The 24,687-nt window shown below is 36.5% G+C and carries 19 protein-coding genes and 1 tRNA gene; 16 read left to right on the top strand and 4 right to left on the bottom strand.

Going from position 1 to position 24,687, the window contains the following annotated elements:
- Window positions 1–99: 99 nt before the first annotated feature.
- From rpoB to CVS93_RS03055, 16 genes are all read left to right on the top strand, one after another.
- On the top strand, window positions 100–4,245 hold the full coding sequence (gene rpoB, locus CVS93_RS03130; RefSeq protein WP_107686545.1) for a DNA-directed RNA polymerase subunit beta: 4,146 nt from the start codon (window positions 100–102) through the stop codon (window positions 4,243–4,245).
- Complete coding sequence (gene rpoC, locus CVS93_RS03125) at window positions 4,232–8,746, top strand: DNA-directed RNA polymerase subunit beta' (RefSeq protein ID WP_107686544.1); 4,515 nt, start codon at window positions 4,232–4,234, stop codon at window positions 8,744–8,746. Before rpoB ends, rpoC begins: the two co-directional genes overlap by 14 nt.
- 121 nt (window positions 8,747–8,867) lie before the next feature.
- On the top strand, window positions 8,868–9,257 hold the full coding sequence (locus tag CVS93_RS03120) for a DoxX family protein (RefSeq protein WP_107686543.1): 390 nt from the start codon (window positions 8,868–8,870) through the stop codon (window positions 9,255–9,257).
- A 131-nt stretch (window positions 9,258–9,388) separates the two neighbouring features.
- Window positions 9,389–9,787, top strand: coding sequence for a 30S ribosomal protein S12 (gene rpsL, locus CVS93_RS03115; protein ID WP_021090705.1), 399 nt, complete (start codon window positions 9,389–9,391; stop codon window positions 9,785–9,787).
- A gap of 78 nt (window positions 9,788–9,865) precedes the next feature.
- The gene (gene rpsG, locus CVS93_RS03110) at window positions 9,866–10,336 is read left to right on the top strand and encodes a 30S ribosomal protein S7 (RefSeq protein ID WP_107686542.1); all 471 of its coding nucleotides are present in this window, start codon (window positions 9,866–9,868) and stop codon (window positions 10,334–10,336) included.
- Between the two features lie 12 nt (window positions 10,337–10,348).
- Window positions 10,349–12,427 carry an elongation factor G gene (gene fusA, locus CVS93_RS03105; RefSeq protein WP_107686541.1) on the top strand — a complete coding sequence of 693 codons (2,079 nt, stop codon included), beginning with the start codon at window positions 10,349–10,351 and terminating at the stop codon, window positions 12,425–12,427.
- A gap of 79 nt (window positions 12,428–12,506) precedes the next feature.
- Window positions 12,507–12,583: transfer RNA gene (locus CVS93_RS03100), tRNA-Arg, on the top strand.
- 402 nt (window positions 12,584–12,985) lie between these two features.
- Window positions 12,986–13,363, top strand: coding sequence for a rhodanese-like domain-containing protein (locus tag CVS93_RS03095; RefSeq protein ID WP_021090898.1), 378 nt, complete (start codon window positions 12,986–12,988; stop codon window positions 13,361–13,363).
- Window positions 13,364–13,515: 152 nt separating this feature from the next.
- On the top strand, window positions 13,516–13,950 hold the full coding sequence (locus CVS93_RS03090; RefSeq protein ID WP_107686540.1) for a Dps family protein: 435 nt from the start codon (window positions 13,516–13,518) through the stop codon (window positions 13,948–13,950).
- Between the two features lie 82 nt (window positions 13,951–14,032).
- Window positions 14,033–14,620 carry a hydrogenase-4 component G gene (locus CVS93_RS03085; protein WP_107686539.1) on the top strand — a complete coding sequence of 196 codons (588 nt, stop codon included), beginning with the start codon at window positions 14,033–14,035 and terminating at the stop codon, window positions 14,618–14,620.
- Window positions 14,621–14,753: 133 nt separating this feature from the next.
- Window positions 14,754–15,191, top strand: coding sequence for a hypothetical protein (locus CVS93_RS03080; protein ID WP_107686538.1), 438 nt, complete (start codon window positions 14,754–14,756; stop codon window positions 15,189–15,191).
- 255 nt (window positions 15,192–15,446) lie between these two features.
- Window positions 15,447–16,721, top strand: coding sequence for a major outer membrane protein (locus tag CVS93_RS03075; protein WP_107686537.1), 1,275 nt, complete (start codon window positions 15,447–15,449; stop codon window positions 16,719–16,721).
- 92 nt (window positions 16,722–16,813) lie between these two features.
- Window positions 16,814–17,371 carry a c-type cytochrome gene (locus CVS93_RS03070; protein ID WP_021090538.1) on the top strand — a complete coding sequence of 186 codons (558 nt, stop codon included), beginning with the start codon at window positions 16,814–16,816 and terminating at the stop codon, window positions 17,369–17,371.
- Between the two features lie 45 nt (window positions 17,372–17,416).
- Complete coding sequence (gene ccsA / locus CVS93_RS03065) at window positions 17,417–20,512, top strand: cytochrome c biogenesis protein CcsA (RefSeq protein WP_107686536.1); 3,096 nt, start codon at window positions 17,417–17,419, stop codon at window positions 20,510–20,512.
- Window positions 20,513–20,944 carry a fatty-acid--CoA ligase gene (locus tag CVS93_RS03060; protein ID WP_084040666.1) on the top strand — a complete coding sequence of 144 codons (432 nt, stop codon included), beginning with the start codon at window positions 20,513–20,515 and terminating at the stop codon, window positions 20,942–20,944. It begins immediately after the preceding gene.
- A 53-nt stretch (window positions 20,945–20,997) separates the two neighbouring features.
- Complete coding sequence (locus CVS93_RS03055) at window positions 20,998–21,498, top strand: hypothetical protein (protein ID WP_234400074.1); 501 nt, start codon at window positions 20,998–21,000, stop codon at window positions 21,496–21,498.
- Between the two features lie 96 nt (window positions 21,499–21,594).
- Here CVS93_RS03055 and CVS93_RS03050 read toward each other — a convergent pair whose 3' ends face one another.
- Genes CVS93_RS03050 through flgB form a run of 4 tightly spaced genes read right to left on the bottom strand, consistent with a single transcriptional unit; the run spans window position 21,595 to window position 24,671 of the window.
- Entirely contained in the window at window positions 21,595–23,427 is a 1,833-nt protein-coding gene (locus CVS93_RS03050; protein ID WP_107686576.1) for a peptidoglycan D,D-transpeptidase FtsI family protein, read from the bottom strand.
- 7 nt (window positions 23,428–23,434) lie between these two features.
- Window positions 23,435–23,728, bottom strand: a complete 294-nt coding sequence (gene fliE / locus CVS93_RS03045) for a flagellar hook-basal body complex protein FliE (RefSeq protein ID WP_021090507.1) — start codon at window positions 23,726–23,728, stop codon at window positions 23,435–23,437.
- Complete coding sequence (gene flgC, locus CVS93_RS03040; RefSeq protein WP_107686535.1) at window positions 23,728–24,228, bottom strand: flagellar basal body rod protein FlgC; 501 nt, start codon at window positions 24,226–24,228, stop codon at window positions 23,728–23,730. Before flgC ends, fliE begins: the two co-directional genes overlap by 1 nt.
- Window positions 24,229–24,236: 8 nt before the next feature.
- The gene (gene flgB, locus CVS93_RS03035; RefSeq protein WP_107686534.1) at window positions 24,237–24,671 is read right to left on the bottom strand and encodes a flagellar basal body rod protein FlgB; all 435 of its coding nucleotides are present in this window, start codon (window positions 24,669–24,671) and stop codon (window positions 24,237–24,239) included.
- Window positions 24,672–24,687 lie beyond the last annotated feature (16 nt).

Raw genomic sequence — 24,687 nt, 5'->3', positions numbered from 1 at the left:
AATATTTCAAGAGAGGGCACAGGCTCTCTCTTTTTTAAATTTTAGATGCCTTGTTAAAAGGCTATACTTTTCTTTCAAAATTACCACGAGGTAGATGCAATGTTAAATAGCTTATACTCAGGAAATCGTCTTAGGGTTGACTTCTCTAATGTCGTTAAGGAGATAGACGTTCCGAACCTACTACAACTACAAAAAAAGAGCTTTGATAATTTTTTAAATCTAAATAACAATCAAACAGAAAGCGGTATAGAAAAAGTTTTTAAATCAATCTTTCCAATACATGATCCGCAAAATCGTTTGACTTTAGAATATGTTGGCTCAGAAATTGGAAAACCAAAATATACAATTAGAGAGTGTATAGAAAGAGGTCTTACATACTCTGTAAATTTAAAGATGAAAATACGTCTTATCGTTCATGAGAAAGATGATAAGACAGGTGATAAAGTTGGTGTTAAAGATATAAAAGAACAAGAAATTTTTATACGTGAAATTCCACTAATGACTGATAGAATTTCATTTATTATAAATGGTGTTGAGCGCGTTGTTGTAAATCAACTCCACAGAAGTCCAGGTGTTATTTTTAAACAAGAAGAGAGCGCGACTGTTGCAAATAAATTAATTTATACAGCCCAAATAATACCAGACCGTGGCTCTTGGCTACATTTTGAATATGACACAAAAGATATTTTATATGTTAGGATAAATAAACGCAGAAAAGTACCAGTAACTATATTATTTAGAGCACTTGGATATAAAAAACAAGACATCATTAAGTTGTTTTATCCGATACAAAATTTAATTATTAAAAATAACAAATTCTTAACTCTTTTTAATCCTGAAGATTATTTGGGAAGAGTTGAATATGATATAAAAAACGAAGATGGAGAAATTCTTCATCAAGCAGGCAAACGTCTAACTAAGAAAAAAGCTGATAAGTTGATTGAAGATGGCGTAAAATTTGTTGAATACCCAGTTGAAGCACTTATTGGTAGATATTTGGCAAATCCTGTAATAAATACAGAGAGTGGAGAAATTTTATATGATACACTATCTGCTCTTGACGAGAATAAACTTGCGAAAATTTTAGCTGAGCATGAAAGTATTGAGATTATAAATAACTCTGCTGCTGGTGTTGATGATGCAATAATAAATTCTTTCATAGCTGACAACGATATGCTTAAGGTTTTAAAACAAACTGAGGGCGTGGATGACGAAAACGATCTTGCGGCTATTAGAATTTATAAGGTTATGAGACCAGGAGAGCCAGTTGTAAAAGAGGCCGCAAAGAGTTTTGTAAATGATATGCTATTTAACCCTGAGAGATATGATTTAACAAAAGTTGGTCGTATGAAAATGAATCATAAGCTCTCTCTTGATGTGCCAGAATACGTTACTTTACTAACAAGTGAAGATATTATAAAAACTGCAAAATATCTTATAAAAGTTAAAAATGGACAAGGTCACATTGATGACCGCGACCATCTTGGTAACCGCCGTATAAGGTCAATCGGTGAGCTACTTGCTAGCGAACTTCACCTCGGTTTTGTAAAGATGCAAAAGGCTATCCGCGATAAATTTACAAGCTTAAGCAATAATACTGAAGAGATTATGCCATACGACCTCATTAATCCAAAAATGATTACTGCTACGATTATGGAATTTTTTACAGGCGGTCAGCTAAGCCAGTTTATGGATCAGACAAACCCACTTAGTGAAGTTACTCACAAGCGCCGTCTATCCGCACTTGGTGAAGGCGGTTTAGTAAAAGAACGTGCTGGCTTTGAGGTGCGTGACGTTCACCCAACCCACTATGGTAGAATTTGTCCGGTTGAGACTCCAGAAGGCCAAAATATTGGTCTTATAAATACGCTTTCAACCTATGCAAAAGTGAATGATCTTGGCTTTGTTGAAGCACCTTACAAAAAAGTTATAGATGGTAAAGTGACTGATGAGATAGTTTATTTAACTGCAACTCAAGAAGAGGGCAATGTTATAGCTCCAGCATCAACTAAGCTTGATGAAAATGGACACATCGTTGAGGACTTGATTGAGGTTAGAAAAGATGGCGAGATGATGCTTGCCCGTAGAGAAGATGTTACTTTGATCGACCTTTGTTCTGGTATGATAGCTGGTGTTGCGGCTTCACTTATTCCATTCCTAGAGCATGATGATGCTAACCGTGCTCTCATGGGTTCAAATATGCAACGTCAGGCAGTGCCACTACTTCGCTCAACTGCTCCTATTGTTGGAACAGGTATGGAGAGCGTTATCGCAAGAGATGCATGGGAAAGTGTAAAAGCAAAACGTAGTGGTGTGGTTGAAAAGGTTGATAATAAAAATATATTCATTTTAGGCGAAGACGAAGCTGGTCCATATATCGATCATTACTCTTTGGAGAAAAATTTAAGAACAAACCAAAATACGACTTTTTCTCAACATCCGATAGTTAAAAAAGGCGATGAGATCGTTGCCGGTCAAATAATTGCTGACGGCCCAAGTATGGAAAAAGGCGAGCTAGCTATCGGTAAAAATGCACTAATTGCATTTATGCCTTGGAATGGCTACAACTACGAGGACGCGATCGTCATTAGCGAAAAAATGATACGTGAAGATGCCTTTACGAGCGTTCATATTTATGAAAAAGAGATCGAAGCTCGTGAGCTAAAAGATGGCGTTGAAGAGATAACAAAAGATATACCAAATGTCAAAGAAGAGGAGCTTATGCACCTTGATGAGAGTGGTATTGTCAAAATTGGTACAGAGATTAAGCCTGGTATGATCCTTGTTGGCAAAGTATCTCCAAAAGGCGAAGTTAAACCAACTCCAGAAGAGAGACTATTACGTGCGATCTTTGGTGAAAAGGCTGGCCACGTGGTAAATAAATCGCTCTACGCTTCAGCTTCGATGGAAGGCGTGGTTGTTGATGTTAAAATTTTCACCAAAAAAGGTTATGAAAAAGATAGCAGAACAAATAAAGCTTACGAAGAAGAGAAGACTCTTTTAGAAAAAGAACATCACGATAGACTACTTATGCTAGACCGCGAAGAGATGCTAAAAGTTACAGCACTTCTTTCTAAAAATCCACTAGCAAGTGATCAAGAGGTAAATAAAAAAGAGTATAAAAAGGGCTCAAAGATCAATAAGGCCGATCTTGAAAATATAAATAGGTTTACTCTAAATGCTATCGTTAAAAGCTTTTCAAAAGATATTCAAAAGAAATATGACGAGCTAAAAAATTACTTCCAAAATGAGAAGAAAAAGCTCAAAGAAGAGCATGATGCTAAGATAGAAATTTTAGAAAAAGATGACATTTTACCAAGTGGCGTTGTAAAACTTGTAAAGGTTTATATAGCTACAAAACGCAAACTAAAAGTCGGCGATAAGATGGCTGGACGTCACGGTAACAAAGGTATCGTTTCAAATATAGTTAGAGAAGTAGATATGCCTTATCTTCCAAGTGGTCAGATCGTAGACATCGTGCTAAACCCACTTGGTGTTCCAAGCCGTATGAACATCGGTCAAATTTTAGAGAGCCATCTTGGTCTTGTTGGTTACCGCTTAGGTGAGCAGATCAATGAAATTTTTGAAACCAAAAAAGGCGAGTGGATAAAAGAGCTAAGAGCCAAGATGATAGAGATAGCAGGTGTTGCTAAGCTAATGGACGCTAAAAAAGCTCTTGGTAAGATGAGCGATGAGAAGCTTCTTGAATATGCAAAAGATTGGAGTAATGGCGTAAGATTTGCAACCCCGATTTTTGAAGGCGTTAAGGCTGACGAATTTGCAAAACTATTTGAGATGGCAAAGATAGATAGCGATGGTAAAACTGAGCTATACGATGGACGCACAGGCTCAAAGATAAGAGAACGTGTTAATGTTGGTTGTATGTATATGCTAAAACTTCATCACTTGGTTGATGAGAAAGTCCACGCAAGAAGCACTGGACCATATAGCCTTGTTACACAGCAACCTGTCGGCGGTAAGGCGCTATTTGGCGGTCAAAGGTTTGGTGAGATGGAGGTTTGGGCACTTGAGGCTTACGGTGCCGCCCATACACTAAGAGAGATGCTAACTGTAAAATCAGACGATGTTGAGGGAAGACTATCTGCTTATAAAGCTTTAACAAGAGGTGAAAACGTTCCTGAGACTGGTATCCCTGAGACGTTCTTTGTTCTAACAAACGAGCTAAAATCACTAGCTCTTGATGTAGAAGTATATGATGAGGATGAGACAAATGAAACTAACTAATTTAAAACCAGTTGAGATAAAAGAAGAGCATAGACCTCGTGATTTTGAAGCTTTTCAACTTCGTTTAGCAAGTCCTGAGAAGATAAAATCTTGGAGTTATGGCGAAGTTAAAAAACCAGAAACTATCAACTACCGCACACTAAAACCTGAGCGTGACGGCTTGTTTTGTGCGAAAATTTTTGGACCGATCCGTGATTACGAGTGCCTTTGTGGCAAATATAAAAAGATGCGTTATAAAGGCATCAAGTGCGAAAAGTGCGGTGTTGAAGTAACAACATCTAAAGTTCGCCGCTCTCGCATGGGTCATATCGAGCTTGTAACTCCAGTGGCTCACATCTGGTATGTAAATTTCTTACCAAGCCGTATTGGTGCACTTCTTGGTATTAAGATGAAAGACCTTGAGCGTGTACTTTACTATGAGGCATACATTGTTGATAATGCTGGCGAAGCTTATTACGACAATGAAAATTCTAAAAAAGTTGAGAAATACGACGTTTTAAATGAAGAGCAATATCAAAGCCTAGCTTCAAGATACGAAGAGACTGGTTTTACAGCTAGAATGGGTGGCGAGGTCATCTATGACATGCTAGCTGAGCTTGATTTGATGGAAATTTTAAATCAGCTAAAAGAAGAGATGGAGTCTACAAATTCTGAGGCCAAGAAAAAGACTATCGTAAAACGCCTAAAAGTTATCGAGAGTTTTTTAAATTCAGGTAACCGCCCAGAGTGGATGATGATAACAAATTTACCAGTTCTTCCACCTGATCTTAGACCGCTAGTCAGCCTTGATGGTGGTAAATTTGCTGTTTCAGACGTAAATGACCTATATCGCCGTGTAATAAACAGAAATAGCCGTCTAAAACGTCTGCTTGAGCTTGATGCACCTGAGATCATTATTAGAAATGAAAAGAGAATGCTTCAAGAAGCTGTTGATGCGCTATTTGATAATGGCCGCAGAGCAAATGCAGTAAAAGGTGCAAACAAGCGCCCGCTAAAATCACTAAGCGAGATCATCAAAGGTAAGCAAGGCCGTTTCCGCCAGAATTTGCTAGGTAAGCGTGTTGACTTCTCTGGACGTTCTGTTATTGTTGTTGGTCCAAAGCTAAAGATGGATCAGTGTGGTCTTCCAAAGAAAATGGCTTTAGAGCTATTTAAGCCACATTTGCTTGCTCGCCTTGAAGAAAAGGGCTATGCAACAACTGTTAAGCAAGCGAAAAAGATGATAGAAGATAAGACAAATGAGGTTTGGGAGTGCCTAGAAGAGGTCGTTAAAGACTATCCAGTTATGCTAAACCGTGCTCCAACACTTCACAAGCTTTCTATCCAGGCTTTTCACCCAGTGCTTGTTGAGGGCAAGGCGATTCAGCTTCATCCACTAGTTTGTGCGGCGTTTAACGCGGACTTTGACGGCGACCAAATGGCTGTTCACGTGCCATTATCACAAGAGGCTATCGCTGAGTGCAAAATTTTGATGCTTAGCTCAATGAACATCTTGCTTCCTGCAAGTGGTAAGGCTATCACAGTTCCTTCACAAGATATGGTTTTAGGAATTTATTATTTAAGCCTAGAAAGAAATGATGAAAAAGGCGCAAATAAAATTTTCTCAAGCGTTGATGAAGTAATGATTGCTGAAGAGGCTAACACTCTTGGTCTTCACGCTAAAATTAAGACAATGGTTGATAATAAGATCATCTTCACAACAGCTGGTCGTTTGATACTAAGAGCAATACTACCTGATTTTGTCCCTGAAAATATGTGGAATAAGATCATGAAGAAAAAAGATATTGCAAATTTGGTTGATTATGTTTATAGAAATGGCGGCCTTGAAGTAACGGCTGACTTCCTTGATAAGCTTAAAAATTTAGGCTTTAGATATGCTACAAAAGCTGGAATTTCTATCTCTATCGCAGACATCATCGTGCCAGATAGCAAGCAAAAGTATATCGACGAAGCTAAGAAAAAAGTTCGTGAAATTCAAAAGCAATATGGTGCTGGTCTTTTAACAGACAGTGAGAGATACAACAAGATCATCGATATCTGGACAGATACAAATAACAGCGTTGCAAGCGAGATGATGAAGCTTATCCAAAGTGATAAGGGCGGATTTAACTCAATTTATATGATGGCAGACTCTGGTGCGAGAGGTAGTGCAGCGCAAATTCGTCAGTTAGCTGGTATGCGTGGTCTTATGGCAAAACCAGACGGCTCGATCATCGAAACACCGATCATTTCAAACTTCCGTGAAGGTCTAAACATAATGGAGTACTTCAACTCAACTCACGGAGCTAGAAAGGGTCTTGCAGATACTGCGCTAAAAACTGCCAACGCTGGTTACTTAACAAGAAAGCTAATCGACGTTGCTCAAAACGTTAAAGTCACAATGCACGACTGCGGTACGCACGAGGGCGTCGAGATCACAGATATCACAGAGAGCGGTGAGCTAATAGAGAGCCTTGAAGAGAGAGTATTAGGCCGTGTTTTAGCAGATGATGTGATCGATCCTATAACAAATGAAATTTTATTTAGCGAAGGCACATTGCTTGATGAAGAGAAAGCTAAGGCAATAACAGAAGCTGGCATAAAATCAGTAAGCATTAGAACACCTATCACGTGCAAGGCGCCAAAAGGCGTTTGCGCAAAATGCTACGGCTTAAATTTGGGTGAGGGCAAACTTGTAAAACCAGGCGAGGCTGTCGGCATCATCTCAGCTCAATCAATCGGTGAGCCGGGTACTCAGCTAACGCTAAGAACGTTCCACATCGGTGGTACGGCTTCTACTGAGCAGCAAGACCGCCAAGTCATCGCTCAAAAAGAGGGCTTTATTAGGTATTACAACCTTAGTACATACGAGAACAACGGCAAAAAGATCGTTGCAAATAGAAGAAGTGCAGCTGTACTACTTGTTGAGCCAAAGATAAAATCAACAATCGATGGTAAAATCGAGATCGAATATGCTCACGAAGACGTAAATATCGTGATTAAAGGCAAAAAAGAAGAGGTTAAATATACAATCAGAAGAAACGACCTTGCTAAACCAAACGAACTAGCTGGCGTTAGCGGTAAGATCGAAGGCAAGATGTATATCCCTTATGCAAATGGCGACAAAGTAAAAGAAAACGAGAGTATCGTCGAGATCATCAAAGAGGGTTGGAACATTCCAAATCGTATCCCTTATGCTAGTGAGCTTAAAATTTCAGACGGCGATCCAGTAACTAGAAAGATCACAGCAGATGCAAATGGTGTGGTTAAATTTTTCATACTAAAAGGTGACTTCCTTGATAGGCTAAAAGATATCAAAAAAGGTCACAAAGTAACTGAAAAAGGCTTCTTTGTTGTCGTTTCTGATAAAGATGGACGTGAGGCAGTTCGCCACTACATCCCAAGAAATTCTATCATTCAAGTATCAGATAATGATGCGGTAGAAAGAGCGACAGTGGTCTCACTACCTGAAAAAGATGACAAGCTAATAATCGCTGAGTGGGATCCATACTCAACTCCAACTATCGCAGAAGAGGCTGGTGTGGTTAGCTTTGAAGATGTCGAGCCAGGATATAGCGCGACTGAGCAAGCTGACGAGGCAACTGGTCAAAGACGTCTTGTTATCAACGAGTATTTGCCAAGTGGCGTAAAACCAGCGATCATTATCACTACAAAGAGCGGACATTTGATCAAGTATCCGCTTGATCCAAAAACTGCGATCTTTGTTTCAAGTGGCGACGAAGTAGCTCAAGCTGACATTTTGGCTAAGACTCCAAAAGCTGTTGCTAAGTCAAAAGACATTACCGGTGGTCTTCCAAGAGTTAGTGAGCTATTTGAAGCAAGACGTCCTAAAAATACAGCTATCGTTGCAGAGATCGACGGCGTTGTTAGATTTGACAAGCCACTTCGCTCAAAAGAGCGCATCATTATCCAAGCAGAAGATGGCACGACAGCTGAGTATTTGATCGAAAAGAGCCGCCAGATCCAAGTAAGAGACGGCGAATTTGTCCATGCTGGTGAGAAACTGACAGACGGACTTATATCGAGCCACGATATCTTAAGAATTCTTGGTGAGAAGGCACTTCACTACTATTTGATCAGTGAAATCCAGCAAGTTTATCGCCGCCAAGGTGTTGCGATCGCTGATAAGCATATCGAGATCATCGTCTCGCAAATGCTACGCCAGGTCAAAATCGTCGATAGCGGACATACAAATTTCATCGTTGGCGACATGGTTTCAAGAAATAAATTTAAAGAAGAGAATGAGCGCATTATGAAAATGGGTGGCGAGCCAGCTATCGCTGAGCCGATCCTTCTTGGTGTTACAAGGGCGGCTATCGGAAGTGATAGTGTGATCTCTGCTGCGTCATTCCAAGAGACAACTAAGGTCTTAACAGAAGCGTCAATCGCTGCTAAATTTGACTATCTTGAAGATCTAAAAGAGAACGTCATCCTTGGACGTATGATCCCAGTTGGAACTGGTTTTTATAAGGATAAAAAAGTAAAAATCAAAGAAAACTAGTCCTTTAAGCCCCTATTTTTGGGGCTTAACCTCTTTATAAAATTAAATCAATTAAAAATTTACAAGCTATTAACTATCACCTAATAAAATCCTTATCTTTAAATCACATCATGGAGAATTTATGAAAAACATTGATCTTGGACTTTTGCTTATACGTTTAGGACTTGGTATCTGCCTTTTTATGCATGGTTTTGGTAAAATTTTACATGGACTTAGTGGGGTAAAAGGTATATTAGTAAATGCTGGTTTGCCTGGATTTTTGGCATATTTTTCTTACCTTGGAGAGGTCTTAGCGCCCATTATGTTAATTATTGGTTTTTATTCAAGAGTAGGTGCTATCCTAGTTTTAGGTACTAGTATTACTATTTTATACTCGTACTATGGATTTACAAATTTATTTGTATTAAATGAAGTTAATGGTTTTAAATCAGAACTTATTTACCTTTATATTGCTATTTCACTTTGTATTCTTTTGATAGGTAGTGGCAAATATGCTGTCAAGCAAGACTAATACAAAATAAAGACAGCAGAGTTTTTATAAAATCAAGAATTAGATGAGTAAGTCTAACTTATTAACCGTTATTTAAGTTTATTTTAAATAAAATTAGGTCTTTTTAATAAATTTAGTTGAAAGGAATTATTGTGCCAACCATAAATCAATTGGTCAGAAAAGAACGCAAGAAAGTGACTGTTAAGTCAAAATCTCCAGCGTTAAAAGAGTGCCCTCAAAGAAGAGGAGTTTGCACTAGGGTTTATACTACAACTCCTAAAAAACCAAACTCAGCCTTGAGGAAAGTTGCCAAAGTCAGGCTAACAAGCGGTTTTGAAGTCATCAGCTATATCGGTGGTGAAGGTCACAACCTACAAGAACACAGTATCGTTTTAGTTCGCGGCGGTAGGGTTAAAGACTTACCAGGTGTTAAATATCACATCGTTCGTGGTGCACTTGATACTGCTGGTGTTGCAAAAAGAACAGTTTCTCGTTCTAAATATGGTGCGAAACGCCCTAAAGCTGGTGCTGCAGCTGCAACAAAAAAGTAAAAATTTAGGTTCGCAGACGTTGCTAAAATTTGCAAACGTTTGAGTAAAATTTCATAAAAATTTGAAGGAAAGATCAAAATGAGAAGAAGAAAAGCCCCTGTAAGGGAAATCTTACCTGATCCGATTTACGGAAATAAAATAATCACTAAATTTATTAATTCTCTTATGTATGATGGCAAAAAAAGCGTCGCTACTGAGATAATGTATGGTGCTATTAAAGCCATAGAAAAGAAAAATGCTGAGGTTAAAGGCATCGACGTTTTTAACGATGCTATTGAAAATGTAAAACCTATTTTAGAAGTTAAATCACGCCGTGTTGGTGGTGCTACCTATCAAGTACCAGTTGAGGTTCGCCCAGCTCGCCAACAAGCTCTTGCTATCCGCTGGCTTATAACTTACGCTAGAAAAAGAAGCGAAAGAACTATGATAGATAAACTAGCGAATGAGCTCTTAGATGCGGCAAACTCAAAAGGTGCATCTTTCAAGAAGAAGGAAGATACTTACAAGATGGCAGAGGCTAATAAAGCATTTGCTCACTACCGCTGGTAAGAAAGAATTAATATGGCAGAGAGAAAAACGCCTTTACATAAGGTAAGAAATATCGGTATTGCGGCTCACATTGATGCTGGAAAGACAACTACTAGCGAGAGAATTTTATTCTTTACTGGTATGAGCCATAAAATAGGTGAAGTTCATGATGGTGCTGCTACCATGGACTGGATGGAACAAGAAAAAGAGCGTGGTATTACTATTACTTCAGCTGCAACTACGGCATTTTGGAAGGGTTATCAAATAAACCTAATCGACACTCCGGGACACGTTGACTTTACTATCGAAGTTGAGCGTTCTATGCGTGTTCTTGACGGTGCTGTTTCAGTATTTTGTTCTGTTGGCGGTGTTCAACCACAATCAGAAACTGTTTGGAGACAAGCAAATAAATATCACGTACCAAGAATCGTTTTTGTTAATAAAATGGATAGAATCGGTGCAAATTTCTTTAGAGTTGAAGAGCAGATCAGGGAAAGACTAAAAGCAAACCCAATTCCTATTCAAATTCCTATAGGCGCCGAGGATAACTTTAGGGGCGTAGTTGACCTTGTAAGAATGAAAGCTTATGTTTGGAATGATGAGAAAAAGCCAACTGACTATGTTGAAGAAGAAATTCCAGCTGAAGTTAAAGATAAAGCAGAGGAATACCGTGCAAAACTAATCGAAGCAGTTTCAGAGACGGATGATAGCTTGATGGAGAAATTTTTTGCTGGTGAAGAGCTAAGTGAAGAAGAGATTAAAAAAGGTATAAAAGCAGGCTGCTTGAGAATGACTATCACACCTATGCTTTGTGGAACTGCGTTTAAAAACAAAGGAATTCAGCCTCTACTTGATGCTGTCGTTGATTATTTGCCGGCTCCAGATGAAATTGAAGCTATTAAGGGCGTATATGAAGATGGCACTGAAGTAACTGTTGAAAGCACTGATAATGGTGAATTTGCAGCTCTTGCATTTAAGATTATGACTGACCCATTTGTTGGACAGCTAACATTTATTCGTGTTTATAGAGGAAGCTTAGAAAGTGGTAGCTATGCTTATAATACCGTTCAAGATAGTAAAGAGAGAATCGGTCGCTTACTAAAAATGCACTCAAATAAACGTGAAGAGATTACTGAGCTTTTTGCTGGTGAGATCGGCGCTGTTGTTGGTCTAAAAAATACTCTAACAGGCGATACTCTAGCTAGCGAAAAAGATAAAGTTATCCTTGAGAGAATGGACTTCCCTGAGCCAGTTATTAGTGTTGCGGTTGAGCCAAAAACAAAGGCAGACCAGGAAAAAATGGCAATAGCACTTCAAAAACTAGCTCAAGAAGATCCAAGTTTTAGAGTTAGTACAGACGAAGAGAGCGGTCAAACTATTATTAGCGGTATGGGTGAGCTTCACTTGGAGATCATAGTTGATCGTATGCTTCGCGAATTTAAGGTAGATGCTGAAGTTGGACAACCACAAGTTGCTTATCGTGAAACTATTCGTAAGACAGTTGAACAAGAGTATAAGTATGCTAAACAATCAGGCGGTCGTGGTCAATATGGTCACGTATTTTTACGTATTGAGCCGCTTCCAGCTGCTAGTGGATTTGAATTTGTTAATGATATCAAAGGTGGTGTTGTTCCAAAAGAATATATTCCAGCTGTTGAAAAAGGTTGCAAAGAGGCACTTCAAAGCGGTGTTCTTGCTGGTTACCCAGTTGAAGACGTTAAAGTTACCCTTTTTGATGGTAGCTACCATGAAGTTGACTCATCTGAAATGGCATTTAAACTTGCTGCTTCAATGGGATTCAAGGAAGGTGCTAGAAAAGCCGGTGCTGTTATTCTTGAGCCTATGATGAAGGTTGAAGTTGAAACTCCAGAAGAGTATATGGGTGATGTTATAGGCGACCTTAACAAACGCCGTGGCCAAGTAAATTCAATGGATGATAGAAATGGTGTGAAGATCATTGCCGCTTATTGTCCACTGGCTCAAATGTTTGGCTATTCAACTGATCTTCGCTCGATGACTCAAGGCCGTGCAACTTACTCAATGGAATTCGATCACTACGAAGAAGTTCCTAAAAACGTAAGTGATGAGATCATTAAAAAGAGAAATGGCTAATTAGCTAAAGAAGGGCAGAGTAATCTGTCCTTTAAAAATTAATTATTCTGATAAAATCTATCTACAAAATATGTGAATTGTCCTCATAGCTCAGCTGGATAGAGCGTAGAATTCCTAATTCTAAGGCCACAGGTTCGAACCCTGTTGGGGACACCATCATATAATTATCTTTATAAAATACAAAATACTCAAATAGGTATATACTAAAACATATAATTAAGATATAGCAATTTATAAAAAATATTCTTATGAAGATCGGCATAACACAGGTTAAGGGAAAAATAAAAAGAATAAACTTTTAAAAATAAGATCATAAGTGATATACAAATAAGATAACTAAAATCAAAGAAAAATTTTTATAAAAAATGTGTAATGGTAAGCAGATAGATTTTTTATCAATCTAGTCGGTTTATCTATAGATGTATTTGTAGTAGATTTAGTTTTTATTAACACGTTATATTATTAATTTTTATCTAAACTAATAAATTTTATCAACAAAAATTTTTATATATTTAATAATTCGTGCTAACATTTCAAAAATTTATTTAAGGAGAGTAGATGAAAAAAATTTTACTTTTAGGAGCTGTTTGTTGTATGTTGTCAGCTGATGTTAAAACCGTTAATATAAGCCCAGATGAGATCAAAAAATATGATCAGATTATCGATATAAGAACTCCATCTGAGTGGCAAGAGACTGGTGTTATCGCAGGTGCAAAGACTATAACTTTTAATCCAAACGATAAGAGTGCATTTTTGGAGGAGCTTTCAAAGGCAGTTGATATTAAAAAACCTATTGCTCTTGTTTGCAGAAGCGGCAGAAGAAGTACGGCAGCAGCCGCAGCGATAGATAGCTCAGATCTTAAGATAATAAATTTGGATGGAGGTATGAGCAGTTTGATCGAGCAAGGCTATAAAACTACACCTTATAAAAAATAGACAAATCTCTAAATTCTACATTTGACTACAAGATAAATTTATTTTGTAGTCAAAATTTATACTAAATAATAAAATTTATTGTTTGATTAACCAGTGATTAACTCTAACTACATATAATTTCATCACATTTAAACAATAAAAAGGAGACAAAAATGTCAAAAGTTATTTTACAGTTAAACACAATTCAGGCTGATGCGAATGCACTTTACATTAAATTTCACGATCTTCACTGGAATGTAAAAGGTATTCAATTTTTTAGCGTCCATGAATATACAGAAAAAGCTTATGAAGATATGAGTGATATATTTGATGCAGTTGCAGAAAGAGCTCTTATGCTTGGCGGCAGACCTATCGCAAAGGCTGAGGAGTTAGCAAAAGTCGCTCACATAAAACACGAGCCAAAAGAAAGCTACACTCCGACTGAAGTTTTGGATATTGTTTTGGCTGATTACAAGCACCTTTTGGGCGAGTTTAAAAAGCTTGACGAGCTTGCAGAAGGCGATACAACAACTCAAATGTATGCACAAGATCAAATTGCAAAATTTGAAAAAGCCATCTGGATGCTAAACGCAACACTTAGCAAATAACTACTAGCGGGAGTTTTCCCGCTCTATCTAAATAAATTCTACTTTTTGGCGATATTGATTTTATAAATTCTAAGGAGCCAAAATGAAAATTTCTCAAATCGCAAACTCATATAATAATTCAAGCCTAAAAGGAAATGTAAAATCAGAAATTTCACTTCATAAAGATGAAAAGGATATTTCTAAAAAAGAGTCTGAAATTACAAATTTAACAGCCAAAGACATTTCAAATGGCTACTTTTTGCAGTATCAAAAAGAGATCGTTAAAAGTAGTAGTTCAAATTTATTAGCTCAAGGTGGCTTAAGCTTTAATGCGCCTAAAAATTTATCAGAAATTTTATCAGGCCTTGATCTTACAAGTATCGGCTATAACGGTAAATCTTTAAACGAGCTAAGTAGTGACGAGGCAAATGATCTTATTAGCGAGAATGGATTTTTTGGTATCGCAAATACGGCTGATAGGATAGCTAGCTTTGTGCTAAATGGTGCAGGCGATGACGTGGAAAAACTAAAAGCTGGTAGAGAGGGCGCGGCAAAGGGTTTTGAGGATGCGAAGAAAATTTGGGGAGGTGAGCTTCCTGAAATTTCACAAAAGACTATCGAAAAGACTCTTGAGACACTTGATAAAAAGATCGCCGAGCTTGGCGGTAACGTTTTAAATGTTTCAGCTTAACTATCTTAGGCAGGCTCGCCTAAGATAAATTTATATGATCGTGTATATAAATTTAGATACGAGCCTTTAATTTCCCGCAAAATTTATTTAATCTTAAAAGTTATACTTCGCCGTTTTACACTAAGGATAAGAGATGAAAGCTAAAATTTTACTTCCACTGACAACTACTATCATGTTTTTGGGTTGCTCATTTTTTGAGGATAACCCACCAGTACGAAAACAGCCAAGACAGGTCATGCAAAATACACCAGTAAAAAGCTCGATTAAAGGTTTTATAAAAGAGGTTACTTATAAAGATTCAAAATACTGCTATGAAATAGTGGCGAGCGATATAAAAAATCACAAACTCAATAAAGCAAATTTTTGTGCAAATAGATACTATTATGATAAAGGTGACTTGGTCTATGCGACCTTTTATGCAGATAAACTTATAGATATGTTGCTTATAAAAGAGGGTGGCTCTAGTGGCTTATATAATGGTATAAAAAAGCCGCAAAATGAAGTGGTTATTAAAAGAAAAAGTGTAAAAACAAATATCGAAGTACCAAAAGAGGAAAAAATTTCTTTTTAATTACCGTTGATTTACTGCTTGCTTATATAATTTCAACAGCAATCAAAACTAGAACTCCTTTTAAGGGGCAAAGCAATAGCCCCTTTTTCTTTTTACTTATTTTAATTTTTATCCTTAGTTTGTTTAAAATTATCAATTTTTACCTATTTTTGATTAATTACGGTAAACGATCGGTAACTGAAATTAAAAATTTTAAGCTTCATGTTAAATTTTATTGATTATAATCGTCAGCACAAAACTTTAAAAGGAGAAAAAATGAAACTAACAAAAATTAGTTTAGCCGCTTTGGTTGCTTTAGGTGCATTTTCAAGTGTAGCAAGTGCTACTCCACTTGAAGAAGCTATAAAAAATGTAGATCTTTCAGGATTTGCAAGATATAGATATACAAATGATAAAAAACACGGTGAGTTTTCTAATACAAAATCAGAGTCTGGCTCATTAGCTGGTCATCAATTTAAAGCAGTAGCAAATTTTAAAGCCGCAATTGATGATAACTTCTTTGGCGTTATTGGTTTAAGATATAACGCTACTGATAATTCTGGTGATAATACTCAAGGAAATCAAGGCTCTAGAGGTACTGGTACAGATAAAACTAATACAACTGATCCATTTAAAGTTCATCAGTTCTATCTTGGCTATAAAGCTGGAAACACTACTATAACAGCTGGTAAACAAGAGATTGGCTCGTTCTTTACAGATGATGCTATCGCTACTGGTGTAAGAGTAGTAAATGAAGATATTGAAGGACTAACACTTACTGCTTTAGCTTTTGATGCAATTGAGGGTGATAGTGTTGAGAGTGATGGAGATCTATATGTAAATACTGGTTACTTAAATATTTATGATGTTGGTAATCTATATGCAGCTGGTATCGCTGGTTCATATGATCCTATTAATTTCCAACTATGGTATGCAAGCTTAACAAACCTAGCTGACCTACTTGCAGCTGATGTTTCAGCAAATTTCGCTATTAATGATGATGTTAGCTTAGGCGGTAGAGTTAACTATATAAATACTACTGTAGATAAAAGCGCAAAAGCACATCTTTCTAAAGATATAGATGAATCTAATGGCGTTGCAAACTATAATGATGGTAATTTCTATGCTGGCGAACTTACAGCTTCATTATTTGGCTTTGATTTAAGAGCTGGTTATATGGGTTGGAAAGTTGATAATAAAGGCGTAACATCATTTGCTCTTGAAGATAAAGGTAGTCTAATAGATGTTGGTGAGCTTACACTTGATCCAACTTGGGCTGATGGAAAAGCAAACCTAGTATATGGAACAGCTGGATATACATTTGATAAATTTACAGTTGGTGTTGATTACATAAAAGGTCACATTAAACACGCTGCAGCTGCTGGCGAAAATGGCAAAGAAAAAGTTGAAGAGGTTACCCCAAGATTTGCATATGAGTATAGCAAAAAGCTAACATTTAGCTCATACTATGCATTCAAAACTTCAAAATTTGCTGATGAGGCTAAAAACAAAGAAGATCAATTCAGATTTGAAGCTAGATACTCATTCTAATCGTAGCTCATTAATCAACTTATGATATAATCCCGGGTCGGAGCAATCTGATCCGGGATTTTTAAATTTAGAGCAAAATTTCAAGGAAAATTATGAAAAGTATTAAAATTTCTTTTTTGGCGTGTTTTTTGGTGGCAAATGCCTTTGCAGCTTCACAAGTCTACTATATAGAAGCTCGTGGTGAGTTTGGTAAAGAACTTGCTGAAATGGCGAAAAAGCAGGCTAATGATAGAAATGAAAAAGTAAATGTTTATGTTGATGAAGATCCAAGACGCTATAAAGATAATAGAATTTTAAAATTAGGCGTTGATAGAAAGGGTAGATATAGTGTTTCTTTAGGTAAGGAGCTTTATGAAAAGCAATGTGCTAGCTGTCATGGTGAAAATGCTGATAAAAGGCCATTTGGTTCAACGCCTCTAAAAAATATGGATGCTAAGGATATTGAAGATAGCATCATCTCTTATAGAAGTGACTCAAGTTTTGGTGGAAGCGGTAAAAATGTAATGCAAAACCAAGCTAAAATTCTTTCAAATAATGATCTTGGCGCGATTCTTGCCTATCTAAAGGGCAAAGATGCATTTGCTGAACAAGACGCAAATGAAAACAAACCAGTCTCTACTCAAACAAAGCAAGGCAGTTATTTAAGATAAGTTTTACTTTGATAGCTTTGTCATAATATAAATAAAAGGAAGCAGATGTTAAATCCAAGATCATTATTTTTAAGTATGGGCTCAGCTATCATTTTGATGATAATCTTTGCCATAGCTAGCGGAGCCGCTACGATAATAGAAAGTAAAACTAGCACAGAAGCTGCATGGTACTATGTTTATGGTGCCAGCTGGTTTGCTCTCATTCAACTACTTCTTGGCATAAATTTGGCCTATAATATCTTTAGATATAACTTAATAGATCCTAAAAAACTCCCTTCGCTTATCTTTCACCTTGGTTTTATCGTTATCTTAATCGGTGCTGGCATAACAAGATACCTTGGCTTTGAGGCTGATATGCATATAAGAGAAAAAACTCAGTCAAATATCGTTACGACAAAAATATCCTATTTAAATTTAACTGCATTAAACGATAATGGAGAAGAGATAAACGCTGCTTTGCCACTAGGAATTTCTGATGCAAAAAAAGGTTTTGATCTAAAGCTAAAAATAGCAGATAATGAAGCTAATTTAAAATTTAAAGAATTTGTGCCAAATGCAAGTTATAAGTTTGTGGATGATAAAAATGGGCAACCAGTAGTGGAATTTGTGGTTTCAAACGAGAGTGAAAGTGAAGAAATCTTCTTGTTAGAAGAAGAGGAAGCAAGAGTTGCAGATATTAGTTTTATCTTTAATGCTAAGCCAGATGAGAGTAAAAAATATGTACTTTTTAAATTAGTGGACGGAAATTTCACAGTTACTTCAAATACTGATCTTTCAAAATTTACAATGAGTGATAGCTCAAAAACTGAGTTAAAAGCTGGTAGTGTAAATGATTTTGGCATGGGCAGTCTTTATACTATTTCAAATATAAATTTTGCTCCAAGATTAGTTTCGACTCATGCTTTAAGAAAGCTAGTTAGCACAAAAGATAGCGAATTTAACGCCTTGATAGCTGAATTAAATTATAAAGGCGAGAGTAAAGAGATGCATATTTTTTATAACCTAATAGAGCCTTCACGCTTGGCTGTGGCTGGACAAAAATTTAATGCTTCATGGGGCGCACAGCAAGTTAAACTTCCGTTTAGCTTATACTTAAAAGACTTTGAGCTTAAAAGATATCCTGGCTCAAATTCGCCTATGAGCTATTCAAGTGAAGTTATTGTAAAAGATGATACAAACATGTCGGGCCTTGACTATAAAATTTATATGAATCACGTGCTTGACTATGATGGGTATAGATTCTTCCAAAGCTCATACGATACAGATGAAAAAGGAACCATTCTCTCTGTAAATAAAGATCCAGGCAAGATACCAACTTACATTGGCTACTTTTTACTTGGACTTGGCTTTGTGTTAAATGTTGTAAATCCTGGTAGCCGCTTTAGAAAGCTAGCTAAGTTAATAGACAATGAATCAACAAAAGGTGGTAAAAAGGTTGTTGCTATCATTGCCATTATGCTTTTAAGTTTAAATTTTAGCTCAGTAAAGGCTGAAGACTTTTTGCCTAATATCAGCAAAGAGCACACACAAAAGCTTTCTAGGCTTATTGTGCAAAGCTCAGATGGTAGAATGAAGCCATTTGATACTCTTAGCAAAGAAATTTTAAATAAAATACATAGAAGCGAGAACATAAATAGCCTAAATTCGAATCAAGCGATGCTTTCAATAATGGTAACGCCTGATTTTTGGCGAAGTGAAAAAATTATCTCACTTGGACAAAGCAAGGAGCTAAAAAAAGAGCTTGGCATAGATGAAAATGCAAAATATGCAAGTTTTAATGATTTTTTTAGAGCCACAAAAGATGGCGGAAGTGAATATAAACTCACAAAATTTGCCGAAATTGCTAATCGCAAGCACCCTGGATCGCGCAATACGTTTGATAAAGACGTAATCAAGATCGATGAGAGATTGAATGTTTTTTATATGATATTTATTGGTGAAATTTTTAAAATTTTTCCAAAACAAGATGATCCATCAAACTCTTGGTATTCGCCTGCTAGTGCAATGATGTACTTTCCGCCTAAAGAGGCCGATCTAGTCATTAATATGATGAGAGAGTATTTTGCAGCAGTTGATGCGGCAACAAAAGATAATGATTGGAGCAAGGCTGATGCTGCACTTGATAAAATTTCAGTCTATCAGCAAAAGTATGGTTCTGCTGTAATGCCAAGTGAAGAAAAGATAAATATAGAAATTTTGTTTAATAAAATTCAAATTTTTGAGCGATTGACGCCGATTTATCTTTTGGCTGGCCTAGCGCTTTTATTTTTTGTTTTTGTTAAAATGCTAGCTCCAAAAGTTCAGATAAATGGTATTGTAAGAGTTGTATATATTGTAAATTTACTAGCTTTTCTTGCTCACACTGTTGGACTTGGACTTCGTTGGTACATTGCTGAACATGCGCCTTGGAGTAACGCTTATGAATCGATGGTCTATATCGCTTGGGCTCTAGGATTTTCTGGTATCGTCTTTGCAAAACGTAGCCCTATCGCTCTTGCTCTTACGTCTATATTGGCTGGTGTTACATTATTTGTTGCACACCTTAGCTGGATGGATCCGCAGATCACTACACTTGTGCCAGTGCTTCAAAGCTACTGGCTAACAATACATGTTTCTGTCATTACTGCAAGTTATGGATTTTTAGGGCTTTGCGCGTTACTTGGTGGCTTTACTCTATTACTTATCATTTTGCAAAATAAGAAAAAGCCAAATCCAGAAATTTCTCGCAATATCCTCGAAGCCACCCGCATAAATGAGATGGCTATGATACTAGGACTTAGTTTACTTACTCTTGGAAATTTCCTAGGCGGTGTTTGGGCGAACGAGAGTTGGGGTAGATATTGGGGCTGGGATAGCAAGGAGACTTGGGCATTAGTTTCGATACTTGTTTATGCCGCAGTTCTTCATATAAGATTTATTCCAAAGCTAAATAACCAGTATGCATTTGCAGTGGCTTCATTCTTTGCTTATTGGTCGATTATTATGACTTATTTTGGCGTAAATTTTTATTTAGCTGGTATGCACTCGTATGCAGCTGGCGATCCATTGCCAGTGCCTGATTTTGTCTGGATTAGTATCGTGATAATGGTGCTTATGAGTATTTTGGCATTTACAAAGCGATCACTTTGCTCAAGGCTTTAGATGCTAATAAAAGGTCTAATAGTTTTCTTTATTGTATTGCTATTAATTGCAATTTGTGTGTTAATCTATATACTTTTAAGAAATAGGGATTATAGCACCGAAACAAAGGAGCTTGTATTAGAAAAAGAAGAGATAACGATCGAAAAGCTTGAAAAGCTTGCGGGTGATAATAGTTTAAGCAAAAACGAGCTTTTCGAACTTATTCAAATCTTTGTAGGAAATTTTAGTATACCAGCTAAAAATAACCAAGTCATGCCAAAAGAGGCAAACAACTATATAAATTTCATAATTTTGATCTGCTCTCATAAAAATTCTGATGCAAAGCTCATCAGTTTTTTAGATAAAGAGGCTAAAAAGAAAAATCCAAGCTATATTGTCGAGATAGAAGAGAGTGAGAAAATCGGCATAGAAAATCGCAAAAATCGTAGATAAATTTATTTAAAAAAGTGTAGTTAAAATATCTTAAAATTAAGCTTGGGATAAAAATGAGTTCCTATGATTTTGATTCTATGTACGTGATATTTCTTATTTTATTTTCAATCGTATTGCCTATATTTTTGATAATTCCTACAGGTAGATATAACATAAAGGTTTATGCGAGTAAATTTGATCTAATTGGACTTCATATAATTTTTCCAATCATTATATTGCCTACTTTGGTAAGTGCTTTTATTTTTGTTTGCAGCTTTTTAAATATTTCAGATTATGCTGGTTTAAGCTTTATATTCTATGCTTTTTTGATTCTAATGATAGCTTATATAATTTATGGTTTTTATGTTTGTATCAGATATAACTACGGCTTTTTTCATTGTATCGTAGCGCTTTTCTTAAGATTTAATTATGTTACCCCGCTTATTTATCTGCTCTTTTTAGGCGGAAAAAACTACAAAGATGACAAAGAGATAACTTCTAAAAATATTAAAGACTTAAATCTTTTCGATCAGTTTAGATTTTCCATTTATAATTTAATTGCTATTAGAAACTAAAAGTATTTTAAGAGCATTAAAGACTTTGTAATTAGAGAAATTTATTAAAAGCAATAAAAGCAAAAGAAATTTTTATATCTTTCTTGTTTTAAAATTTTAGTCCAAAGCAGGCTTTTGTTTTGTCTTATCGTTTTTAAGCTTATCTTTTTTGGCTTCAAACTCAGCTATTACATTTGCATCAGGAAATAAATATCCATCCTCTACCATCAAATCAACTGCCTTTTTAAACATAGGCAAGGCACTTTGAGCGCCGAAGTAGTAGTAAGGTCTTTTAGGATCCCTTGCTAAAACGCCTATTGTGTAGCTATTGCCTCTTGTGTCATTTACAAAGCCAAAAAATGAGCCATTGTAGGTATTGCTGTATCCACCACTACCTGAGGCAATGTGTGCAGTTCCAGTCTTGCCACCTATCTCAAGCCCTGGCGTAAAGGCTTTTAGTCCAGTACCTTTCTCAACCGTTTTTATTAAAATTCTCTTCATTATCTTTGCAGTTTCTTGTGATATAACTTGAGCTGGCTCGGACTTTGGCAAATCGTATCTTTTTCCATTTCTCTCTAAGTGGGCAACCATGTGAGGAGTAACTTCAATGCCTTTATTATTAAATGTATTATAGGCTTTTAAAAGCTGCATAAATGTAGCTTGCAAGCCGTATCCGTAGCTCACAGTCGCCTTATATGTCGATGAGTTTAGCTTTGTAACTGTTGGCATCATACCTACTTGCTCGTAAGGTAGATCTATGCCAGTCTTTCTTGAAAAGCCAAAATTTAAAAGTCCTTGATAAATTTGTGGCCCATTTAAACGCTCAACAAGCTGAATCATGCCGATGTTTGAACTGTGCACGATTATATCTTCAGCGCTCATAAAAGGCTCTGGATGGGTATCTTTGATTATCCTTTTGCCAAGTTGGTATCGGCCATTATAGGTATTTACAAGCTCGAATGGATTTACTTTCTTCTCTTGAAGCAAGATGGAAAATATAAATGGCTTAAAAACTGAGCCAACTTCATAAGCATATTCACTAACGGTCGAATTTAGAGCGCTATAATCTTGCTTTCTTATGTTTGAAGGATCATATCTTGAGCTAGAAGCTAGGGCTAAAATTTCTCCATTTTTGCTATTCATTATGCATATAACTAACTCTTTTGCATCTAGAAATTCACGCTTTTCATCTAAAATTTGCTCTAGTTTAGTTTGAAATTTTAACGGTATAGAGAGCACCGCATTGTAGCCATCTACTCTTGTTGCTAAATTTGAGTCACTTGTTAAAATAATATTATTTCCAATATCGCGAGGCCCTAAAATTTTTGCATTTTGTATAGGAGCTAAATAATCTTCATAATATCTCTCAAGACCTTTTACGCCTTTACTTTTTGTAAGTGCGTCACTTTCAGTTTTGCTCACGTAGCCAATAGCTGGTGTGAGAGCATCTTTTGACATAAATTTACGATTTTGGCCGCTCTCCATTACTCTCATGCCCTGAAATGAAGCAAGGCCTGTTTTTGGGTCAAGATATGAAACCAAAATGCTCTTACGATTTAGCTTTCTTGAGAGCTCTTGAAGGTAGGTAGCGCCCTTTGCATCAATGCTATATGAGAGCGTAACAATACCTTTTGTGCCATTTATGATCTTTCTTACTTTGTTTGGATCGTCGCCGCTGTAAAGCGAATATAGTTTGATAAACATCTCTTTTTTATTAGGATCAATATTTCTAGTATCAAGCATCACTTTGTAGAGTTTTTGGCTTGAAGAGATGCTAAAGCCATCTTTTGTGATTATATTGCCACGAATCGCCGTATTTATATCGCTTGTTTGAAGCCTAGGAAGCTTTCGCTCGATACTTGCTCTATAAAATATGACAAGCACAAATATTGAAATTCCAAAAGTAATTAATAAAAAAAGTATGGTTATTTTTGATTTTCTGGAATTCATTAATGACTTAAATTTGTGTTCTAGAAATTTCTTTATAAGCACTTAGTGCTTTGTTGCGAATTTCTAGCATAAGCTTCATGCTAGTCTCTGCTTTGCCTATCGCAATAGCAGCTTGGTGAAGATCTTTTACCTCGCCAGTTGCAAGGTCAGCTATGGCTTTATCTGCATTGATTTGGACTTTATTTAGCTCTTTTAAAGAGTCGTTTAGAGCATTTTCAAAGCCGCCTTCTTCGCCTGCTTTTGCTATTTTATTTGAATTTTCATTTTTATTTATTTTGTCTAAATTTATACTATTTATCATTATGCTTGTCCTGAAATAAGTGATATCGCACTTTGTGCTATTGTTTTTGCATTTTGAAAGGCTGCCACGTTTGCTTGATATGCCCTTGTTGCTTCAAGTAGGTCAGACATCTCAATAACCGGATTTATATTTGGAAATGCAACGTAGCCATTTGCATTTGCGTCTGGATGGCTTGGGTCGTATTTTAGCTGAAAGTCCTTGTCGTCACGCACCACTTTATCCACGATCACGCTAGTTAGGGCAGGGTGAGCGTTCTTAGGTGAGCTTGGGTCGTCGAGTGGATTTTCATAATCAAGCAAACTTTGTGAGTTTTTAAGCTGATCGTTTAAAATTTTATCAAAGTTCATCTCTTTAAAGATGACCTCTTGCCTTCTGTAAGGGCCACCCTCAGCCGTTCTTGTGGTTTGAGCGTTTGCTATGTTTGAGCTGATGACGTTCATCCTGAAGCGTTGCGCGCTTAGTCCGTATCCGCTAATATCAAAATCATTTAAGTATGACATCATCTCTCCTAGTTTTTAGCACTTGCGTCTATTACGCTTTTAAAGATATTGCTTTGAGCCTTGTAGGCGTTATCAAGAGCGTTTATCATAACTGTATTTTTGCCCATTTCTGTTGTTTCTATGTCAAGGTCGACTGTATTTGCGTCGTTTCTAGCCATGTGACCGTCACGCAAGAAAATTTGAGCTGTGTCGCTTTTTGGAAAATCAACTGCAGCCATATGTGCTTCGTTTGTCTTAGCAAGTTGTAGCTTTTTTTGGCTTGAAGTGTTATAAATTTCATTTGCTTTTTCTTTTAAAACATCTTCAAATCTTATATCTCTAGCCTTGTAAAATGGTGTATCAACGTTTGCAAGATTGCCAGAGATTAGTTTTTGGCGTAGTTCTCTGCCCGCAAGAGCTGATTCAACAAGTGGGCTAGATTTTGATTTATCTAAAACAAACATTTAAAATCCTTATGAA

It is taken from the genome of Campylobacter concisus, from assembly GCF_003048535.1.
GTDB lineage: Bacteria > Campylobacterota > Campylobacteria > Campylobacterales > Campylobacteraceae > Campylobacter_A > Campylobacter_A concisus_S.
This window is presented reverse-complemented; position numbering and strand designations above follow the sequence as displayed.